We start from the raw sequence: 7,400 nt of genomic DNA on the forward strand, positions 1-7,400 counted from the left end.
TGGAACATGGAACACGCTATTGTGATGCCGCACGGTGTTGCTCCGGGTCGTGTCCAGGTGACGCGCCAACGTCCTGAACCCGAGCTGAATCAACACCGTGCGCTATGTCCACCTTTTCTTAACCGGACACCCGTGGGCTTGACCCGGCAATCCAGGGGCCACCGAGAGCCGCTCTTGAAAGCCCCTGGATCCTCGGGTCAAGCCCGAGGATGACCATTTCTTTCAGGACGCCCTCCAAACCCCCAGCACGCAAATGTCGCCAGAACATGAGTTCGCCGGCCTGGGCGGCATACCACTGGCCTTTGCACCGAACGCCGGAGTGCCTAGGCTTCGGCCTTCAGTGTTCCATCTCCGGGAAGAATGATGGACCGGATCGACGCCATGCGCGTGTTCGTCTCGGCCCTGGACACGGGCAGCCTGGCCGGCGCCGGGCGGCGGCTCGGCCGCTCGCCCGCCGCGGTCAGCCGGGCCATCGCCTTCCTGGAGGACCATGTCGGGGTGCAGCTGCTGCACCGCACCACCCGGTCGATCCGGCTGAGCGAGGCGGGAGAGCGCTACGCCGCCGCCTGCCGGCGGGTGCTGACCGACCTGGAGGAGGCCGACATGCTGGCCGCCGGGGAGCGGGCGGCGCCGCGCGGCCTGCTGACCCTGACCGCGCCCCTGATCAGCGGCGAGGATGTGCTGCGCCCGATCCTGGACGCCTTCCTCGACGCCTATCCCGCCGTCTCGGCCCGGCTGCTGCTGCTCGACCGGCCGGTCAGCCTGATCGATGAGGGCATCGACGCCGCGCTGCGCATCGCCCATCTGCCGGATTCCACCTTGGTCGCGGTGCGGGTCGGCGAGGTCCGCCGGGTGGTGGCGGCCGCCCCCGCCTATCTGGCGCAGCATCCGCGGATCGAGCAGCCTGCGGACCTGGCCCGGCACCGGATCGTGTCGATGACCCATTTCGGCATCGATTCCTGGAGCTTCCCGCCGGCGCCGGGATCGACCAGCGCCCGCACCGTGCAGTTCGCCCCGCGCCTGATCGTCAACAGCGTCCGGGCCGCGGTCGCGTCGGCCGCCGAGGGGCACGGCGTCACCCGGCTGTTCTCCTACCATGTCGGCGAGGAGGTCCAGGCCGGCCGGCTGAAGGTCGTGCTGACGGACGCCGAGCCCGCCCCCCTGCCCGTCCACATCATCACCCCGGAGGGCCGCCTGTCGGTGCCGAAGGTCCGCGCCTTCGTCGACTTCGCCCTGCCCCGGTTGAAGGCCCAATTCGCCCGCCTCACGCCCGACAACGCCGCCTGACCAGCCATCCGGCATTCCGGTTTGCGCAACAGTCTCTCCCGGATGACGCCTATTCGAGCGAACGGCGGCAAGCCGTAAATAGATCCGCACCGGCGCCGCACTGGCCCGGCCGACCGGACATCCCTCCGGCCGCTGCACGATCTCAGAGGCACATCATGGGAACCGAACGGAAGGTCGCCGTCATCACCGGCGCCTCGCAGGGTATCGGCGCGGGCCTGGTCAAGGCTTATCGCGACCTGAACTACAGGGTCATCGCCAACTCCCGCTCCATCCGCCAGGGCGGAGACCCCGACATCCTCGCGGTCGAGGGCGACATCGCCGACCCGCGCGTCGCCGCCCGCGTGGTCGAGGAGGGCCTGGCCCGCTTCGGCCGGATCGACACGCTGGTGAACAATGCCGGCATCTTTGTCGCCAAGCCCTTCACCGACTACACCGAGGCGGACTTCGCCAAGGTACTGTCGGTCAACCTGGCCGGCTTCTTCCACGTCACCCAGCACGCCGTGGGGGCGATGCTGAAGCAGGGCTCGGGCCACATCGTCAACATCACCACCAGCCTGGTCGACCAGCCGATCGCCGGCGTGCCGGCGGTGCTGGCGTCGCTGACCAAGGGCGGCCTGAACTCCGCCACCAAGGGGCTGGCGATCGAATACGCGGCCAAGGGCATCCGGGTGAATGCCGTGTCGCCGGGCATCATCAAGACGCCGATGCATCCGGCCGAGACGCATGAGGGGCTGAGCAAGCTGCACCCGGTCGGCCGGATGGGCGAGATCCGCGACATCGTCGACGCGGTCGTCTTCCTGGAGAATTCCGGCTTCGTCACCGGCGAGATCCTGCATGTCGATGGCGGCCAGAGCGCCGGCCGCTGGTAAAAACCACGGATCGGCGGCGGCAACGGGCCGCCGCCATCCCTGATGGAGGAGAACGGCGATGCCGATGGTGACCATCCAGGTGACCCGCGAGGGGTCCTCGCCCGACCGCCCCGCGGTGACGGCGGAGGAGAAGGCCGCCCTGATCCAAGGCGTCAGCCAGCTGCTGCTGGACGTGCTGAACAAGCCGCTCGACGCGACCTTCGTGGTGATCGAGGAGGTGCCGATGGAGAATTGGGGCGTCGGCGGCCTGCCGGTCGCGGAGTACCGCCGGCGGCTCGCGGCCAAGTCAGGCTGAGCTCGGCAATCAGCCGCGGGCAATCGCGGCCGCCTGTTCCAGGCTGATGCCCTTGACCAGCGGGTCGGCATGGCGGTGCGCCAGCCGCCATTCCGGCCCGTCGCGGCGAAACACCAGGGTGACCCGCAGCGACCAGTCCTGCTCCGGCAGGCCGCCGACCTCGACCGTCTGCCGTTCGATCACCACCAGCACCGCCAGGTCGTCCGAGGCATAGGCCCGCACCAGCTCCAGCGCCGTCCGGCCGGCCCGGAAGAAGCGCCCCAGCGCGGCCAGCCGCTCGCTCGACGCATCGAAGCCGCAGGTGGGCGGCCCGCCGAACGGGGTCATGAGCGTGAAGTCGTCGGCATGGGAGATCAGGGCGAGGTATCCCTCGATGTCGCCGCGCATGAGCGCCGCGTTGGCGTCCGCCGCGCGCGCCACGAGATCGGCGATCTCCTTGTCGGTGATGGCCATGGCTGCATCCTTGCTCCGCCAGTCCTGCGCAGGACCAATGGTCTACGGCAATCCGTGGCGTCCACCTGTTCCCCGGGGCACTCAGGGCGAGCCGATGGCCCTGCCCCTGCCCGTCTGGCATGCTGCTTGCGTCGCTCCGGAACAGGAGCGGCAGCGGCATCGCGGCCGGCAGAGCCGCGGACCCGAAGAGGCAGGGAGAGCATGGGATGGACGGTCTCGACCCATCGGTCTTCGCCATCAGCCGGCCGGCGCTGCACGATTACGCGGCAGCGGCGCGGCCGGACATCACGGTGGAGTGCTATCGCAGCGATGCCGGCCAGATGGAATCCTGCGGCGCGCTGCACCGGCTGTCGCTGAACCGCAGCGGGCACGGCCGCTATGCCTTCCGGATCGGCGACGGGCCGACCCGGCAGGTGACGCGGCCGGCCTGGACGCTGGGCGTGCAGCCGGCCGGGCTGCCGCTGTTCGTCGACGGCGATGGCGCCGACTATATCTCGATCTTTCAGCCGCCCGCGGCCTATCGCCGGATCGGCCAGGGGATCGGGCCGGCGGATTTCGACGACTCCGAGATGCTGGTCGCCGCCGACCCGGTCACAATCCACGTCGCCCTGGCGCTGGCCGAGCTGGCGCGGCAGCCGGCGGCGACCGACCCGCTGCTGGCCGAGCAGCTGGGCCTGACCTTCGCCGCCTGCACCCTGCGCCTTCTGTCCCATCGCCCGGAGCCGCGGCCGGAGCGGCCCGAAGCGCTGTCGCCGGAGCGGCTGCGCCGGGTGCTGGACCATATCGAGGACGCGCTGGAGGATGGCGATCTGAGCCTGGCGGAGCTGGCCGCGGTGGCCAGCCTCAGCCGGTTCCATTTCAGCCGCGCCTTCAAGGCCGCGACCGGCCGGGCGCCGCACCAATTCGTGCTGGCGCGACGGGTCGAGCGCGCCACGGCGCTGCTGGCCCGGCGCGAGCTGGCGCTGGCCGAGATCGCCTACCGTGCCGGCTTCGCCAGCCAGGCGCATTTCTCCACCGCCTTCCGCCGCGCCACCGGCACCACCCCGGCGCGATATCGGGCGGAGGCTTAGGAGCCAGAGCTCAACTGCTGTCCGGTCTCGGCGGCCTCGGCGGAGGCCGCCGCCTGGTGATGGACGCATCCGCCGGACGAAACCAGCCCTGCGCGGGCGCATCTCCGGCGGCATCCGTCATGGCATCGATGATGGGTGCCTCCGCCGTCCCGGCGACGGCCGCGGCAATCGCGGCCCGGTCGGGCGGGATGCCGAGGGCCCGGCACAGGCTGCGGATCAGGGCCTCGATCGGCAGGGCCCTGTCGGCCGTGTCGGGACGGTCGGCATGGTCGCCGGCCAGCCGCTCCCACAGATCGGCGATCAGCCGTTCCCGCGTCGGGGCCTCGGCGGGTGTTGGGGTCGCGGCCGCGATGGACTCTGTGACGCCCTGGGCGACGCGGCGGCGCCGGTCGGCCGCCTGGGCCGCCTGCTCGTGCCGGTCCCGCTCGCCGGCACGCAGGGTCTCCTCCCGCTGCTGGCGCAGCCTGGCCCGCAGCGCGATGGCGCGGCGGATGCCGAGGAAGATGCGGCTGAAATGGGCTTCGGCCTTGCCGGCGCGGTCGAGGTCGTCGGCCTGCAGGGCGGCGATGGCCTCGGCCTGGAACGCCCGCGCCATCGTCATGCCGAGCTCGATCAGGCCGGACAGGATCGCATCGTCGGCCTCCTCCGGATCCGGCGGGGCGGCGAGCGCGATCTCTGTCCTGGTGTCGGCGTCGGCCATCTGACAATAAGAACATAACAAGAACATATGAGTCAAGAGGATACACCTCCGTCATTGCGAGGAGGCGAAGCCGACGAAGCAATCCAGGGGCCAGTGCGCACCGGCCCTGGATTGCTTCGCTGCGCTCGCAATGACGGTGTTGGAAGCGATGTCGATGCCACTGTGGCTGCCCCCGGAGCAAGATCAAGCAACAGATGCGCAGGATCACGAAAGAAGCGAGGCGTCCGGCGGCGCCATGATCGGGGCGACACCGTCCGGAGACCGCCATGCCCTTCGCCCAGGCCCACCCGATCACCGATGTCTGCTTCCTGGTCGAGGATGTCGAGCGGGCGGCCGCCTTCTACATCGACAAGCTCGGCTTCCGGCTGCGCCGCCGCGCCCCGGGCTTCGCCGACTTCAAGGGCGCCGGGCTGACCCTGGCGCTGTGGGAGATCGGCCATATCGCCGAGCACACCGGCGTCTCCGCCCGCCGCGCCCCGCCGCAGGTGCACAAGGCCTGCGCCGCGGCCGAGCTGCCCTCGCCCGCCGCAGTCGACGCGGTGTATCTCGAGCTCAGCACGCTCGGCGTGAAATTCACCCGGCCGCCCGCCGACTATGCGTGGAATGCGCGCTGCGCCTATTTCACCGACCCGGACGACAATCTGTGGGAGATCTATGCCTGGCTCGACGGCGGCCCTGTCGGCGACGTCGAAGGGCCGGCCGCTGCAGGGAGGACCGCATGACCGCCTTCGACCGCCGCACCGTCCTGGCCGGCATCGCCGCCTTCGGCGCCGGCATCGCGCTGAGGATCCCGCAGGGCCGGGCCGAGGCCGCCACCGTGGTGATCAAATACGACTGGCTGATCAGCAACGGCCAGATCGGCGACGTGGTGGCGCTGAAGCAGGGGCTGTTCCAGGCCGAGGGGCTGGAGGTCGAGTTCTCGCCCGGCGGCCCGAACTCCGCCACCGTGCCGCCGGTCGTCACCGGCCAGGCGGCGCTGGGCCAGTTCTCGGACTCCGCGCAGCTGCTGCTGGCCCGCGGCTCCGGCGTGCCGGTGAAGGTGATCGCCTGCGGCTACCGCTCCGGCCCCTTCGCCTTCTACTCGCTGCCCAAGGCGCCGATCCGCACGGTCAAGGACATGATCGGCAAGCGCATCGGCATCCAGCCCACCGCGCGCTTCGTGCTGGACGCGATCCTGGCGCAGAACAGGATCGACCCGTCGCAGCTGGACATCACCAATATCGGCTTCGACATGACGCCGCTGGTGGCCGGCCAGGTCGACGCCGTCACCGGCTGGGTCACCAACACCAAGGCGCTGTCGGTGATCGGGCCGGACCGGATCGACCTGATGATGAAGGACACCGGCCTGCCCTCCTACTCCAACGTCTATTTCGCCACCGACCAGGCGGTGGCCGAGAATGCCGAGGTGCTGGCGAAGTTCCTGCGCGCCGTGGCCAAGGGCTGGGCCTGGACCCACGCGCATCCGAAGGAGGCGGTGGACCTGACCGTGGACGCCTATCCGCAGCTGGACCGCGAGACCGAGCAGGCGACGGTCGGGCTGGTGCTGAAGCTGAGCTTCGACGCCGACACCAAGGCCAAGGGCTGGGGCTGGTTCGACCCCGCCGCGATCGCCGAGCAGGTGCGGATCTACGATTCGATCGGCCAGTTCCAGGGCAGCGCGCCGAAACCGGAAGACTGCTGGTCGAGCGCGATCCTGGAGATGACCGCAGCCGACCGGCCGAAGCTGGGGTGACGGGACGGGTGGACAGCGTCGCGATCCGCTGCCGCGGGCTCGCCATCGGGTATCCGCCGACCGGCCGGGGCGCGGGCGTCGTGCCGGTGCTGGACGGCGTCGACCTGGACGTGCCGCAGGGCGGATTCCTCACCATCCTCGGGCCGTCCGGCTGCGGCAAGTCGACCCTGCTGCGGGTCGCGGCCGACCTGCTGGCGCCGCTGGCCGGGGAGATCGCGGTGCTGGGCGGACCGCCGGCAGCGGCCCGGCAGCGCCGCGACATCGGCTTCGTGTTCCAGGACCCGACCCTGCTGCCCTGGCGCAGCGTGCGCGCCAATATCGAGCTGCCGCTGCTGGTCGGCCGCGGCCGGGCCGCCCGGACGGAGATCATGGCGACCGACGACCTGCTGGCGCTGCTCGGCCTCGGCGGGCTGGCGGAGCGGATGCCGGACCAGCTGTCGGGCGGCCAGCGCCAGCGCGTGGCGATCGCCCGCGCCCTGCTGTGCCGGCCGCGCATCCTCTTGATGGACGAGCCCTTCGGCGCGCTGGACGAGATCACCCGCGACCGGCTGAACGACGAGATGCTGGCGCTGTGGCGGCGCACCGGCACCACCGTGGTCTTCGTCACGCACAGCATCGCCGAGGCGGTATATCTGGGCCAGCAGGTGCTGGTGCTGGCAGCATATCCCGGCCGGGTGCAGGAGATCGTCGACCTGCGGCCGCTGAAGGATGCCGAGGGCCGCTGCGACCGCGACGCGCCGGAAGTCACCGCCGTCTGTGCGCATCTGCGGCGCCTGCTGGCGGCGGGTTCGGGGGGCGCGGCATGACAGCGGGATTAGTTCTTGCTGTTGGAACCCCCTCCCCCTGCCCCCCTCCCGCAGGGGGAGGGGGGACTCGTTGTTGCGGTGATGGCGGTGCTCCGCCTCAATTCTTCAGCTCACTTCTTCAGCACGCGGTCGATCGTCGCCTGGGCGGTCTGCAGCGCGGTCTTCGCGTCGGTCTGATGCGTCAGGGC

The 7,400-nt window shown here is 70.7% G+C and carries 9 protein-coding genes; 7 read left to right on the plus strand and 2 right to left on the minus strand.

What is annotated here, in order from left to right; all coding sequences use genetic code 11:
- Positions 1-363 precede the first annotated feature (363 nt).
- The 3 genes from BWR60_RS34980 (at position 364) to BWR60_RS34990 (ending at position 2,451) form a co-directional block, all read left to right on the plus strand.
- The gene (locus tag BWR60_RS34980; RefSeq protein ID WP_088157801.1) at positions 364-1,287 is read left to right on the plus strand and encodes a LysR family transcriptional regulator; all 924 of its coding nucleotides are present in this window, start codon (positions 364-366) and stop codon (positions 1,285-1,287) included.
- Positions 1,288-1,442: 155 nt separating this feature from the next.
- Positions 1,443-2,156 carry an SDR family NAD(P)-dependent oxidoreductase gene (locus tag BWR60_RS34985; protein WP_088157803.1) on the plus strand — a complete coding sequence of 238 codons (714 nt, stop codon included), beginning with the start codon at positions 1,443-1,445 and terminating at the stop codon, positions 2,154-2,156.
- Positions 2,157-2,214: 58 nt separating this feature from the next.
- Complete coding sequence (locus BWR60_RS34990; RefSeq protein WP_088157805.1) at positions 2,215-2,451, plus strand: tautomerase family protein; 237 nt, start codon at positions 2,215-2,217, stop codon at positions 2,449-2,451.
- Between the two features lie 9 nt (positions 2,452-2,460).
- Here the strand turns inward: BWR60_RS34990 and BWR60_RS34995 are convergent, their stop codons facing one another.
- Positions 2,461-2,904, minus strand: a complete 444-nt coding sequence (locus BWR60_RS34995) for a YybH family protein (RefSeq protein ID WP_088157807.1) — start codon at positions 2,902-2,904, stop codon at positions 2,461-2,463.
- Positions 2,905-3,110: 206 nt separating this feature from the next.
- On the opposite strand from BWR60_RS34995, the gene BWR60_RS38515 reads away from it, so the two are divergent.
- Positions 3,111-3,974: an AraC family transcriptional regulator gene (locus tag BWR60_RS38515; protein WP_088157809.1), complete on the plus strand. Its 864-nt coding sequence runs from the start codon at positions 3,111-3,113 to the stop codon at positions 3,972-3,974.
- 10 nt (positions 3,975-3,984) lie between these two features.
- On the opposite strand, the gene BWR60_RS38520 is transcribed toward BWR60_RS38515, so the two are convergent.
- The gene (locus BWR60_RS38520) at positions 3,985-4,674 is read right to left on the minus strand and encodes a hypothetical protein (protein ID WP_088157811.1); all 690 of its coding nucleotides are present in this window, start codon (positions 4,672-4,674) and stop codon (positions 3,985-3,987) included.
- Positions 4,675-4,940: 266 nt separating this feature from the next.
- Here BWR60_RS38520 and BWR60_RS35010 point away from each other — a divergent pair, with 266 nt between their 5' ends.
- From BWR60_RS35010 to BWR60_RS35020, 3 genes are read left to right on the plus strand one after another with little or no spacing between them, the layout of a single operon-like run.
- Positions 4,941-5,396: a VOC family protein gene (locus BWR60_RS35010; protein ID WP_088157813.1), complete on the plus strand. Its 456-nt coding sequence runs from the start codon at positions 4,941-4,943 to the stop codon at positions 5,394-5,396.
- A complete protein-coding gene (locus BWR60_RS35015; RefSeq protein ID WP_088157815.1) occupies positions 5,393-6,406 on the plus strand; it encodes an ABC transporter substrate-binding protein in 1,014 nt (337 codons plus the stop codon). Before BWR60_RS35010 ends, BWR60_RS35015 begins: the two co-directional genes overlap by 4 nt.
- Positions 6,403-7,212: an ABC transporter ATP-binding protein gene (locus BWR60_RS35020; protein ID WP_088157817.1), complete on the plus strand. Its 810-nt coding sequence runs from the start codon at positions 6,403-6,405 to the stop codon at positions 7,210-7,212. Before BWR60_RS35015 ends, BWR60_RS35020 begins: the two co-directional genes overlap by 4 nt.
- The last annotated feature ends 188 nt before the right edge of the window (positions 7,213-7,400 follow it).

The organism is Inquilinus limosus (assembly GCF_002195995.1).
Classification (GTDB): Bacteria; Pseudomonadota; Alphaproteobacteria; order DSM-16000; family Inquilinaceae; genus Inquilinus; species Inquilinus limosus_C.

What these genes read in the sequence shown, in the direction of transcription:
- BWR60_RS34980 (WP_088157801.1), top strand. Translation starts at nt 364, where the DNA reads ATGGACCGGATCGACGCCATGCGCGTGTTCGTCTCGGCCCTGGACACG.
- BWR60_RS34985 (WP_088157803.1), top strand. Translation starts at nt 1,443, where the DNA reads ATGGGAACCGAACGGAAGGTCGCCGTCATCACCGGCGCCTCGCAGGGT.
- BWR60_RS34990 (WP_088157805.1), top strand. Translation starts at nt 2,215, where the DNA reads ATGCCGATGGTGACCATCCAGGTGACCCGCGAGGGGTCCTCGCCCGAC.
- BWR60_RS34995 (WP_088157807.1), bottom strand. Translation starts at nt 2,904, where the DNA reads ATGGCCATCACCGACAAGGAGATCGCCGATCTCGTGGCGCGCGCGGCG.
- BWR60_RS38515 (WP_088157809.1), top strand. Translation starts at nt 3,111, where the DNA reads ATGGACGGTCTCGACCCATCGGTCTTCGCCATCAGCCGGCCGGCGCTG.
- BWR60_RS38520 (WP_088157811.1), bottom strand. Translation starts at nt 4,674, where the DNA reads ATGGCCGACGCCGACACCAGGACAGAGATCGCGCTCGCCGCCCCGCCG.
- BWR60_RS35010 (WP_088157813.1), top strand. Translation starts at nt 4,941, where the DNA reads ATGCCCTTCGCCCAGGCCCACCCGATCACCGATGTCTGCTTCCTGGTC.
- BWR60_RS35015 (WP_088157815.1), top strand. Translation starts at nt 5,393, where the DNA reads ATGACCGCCTTCGACCGCCGCACCGTCCTGGCCGGCATCGCCGCCTTC.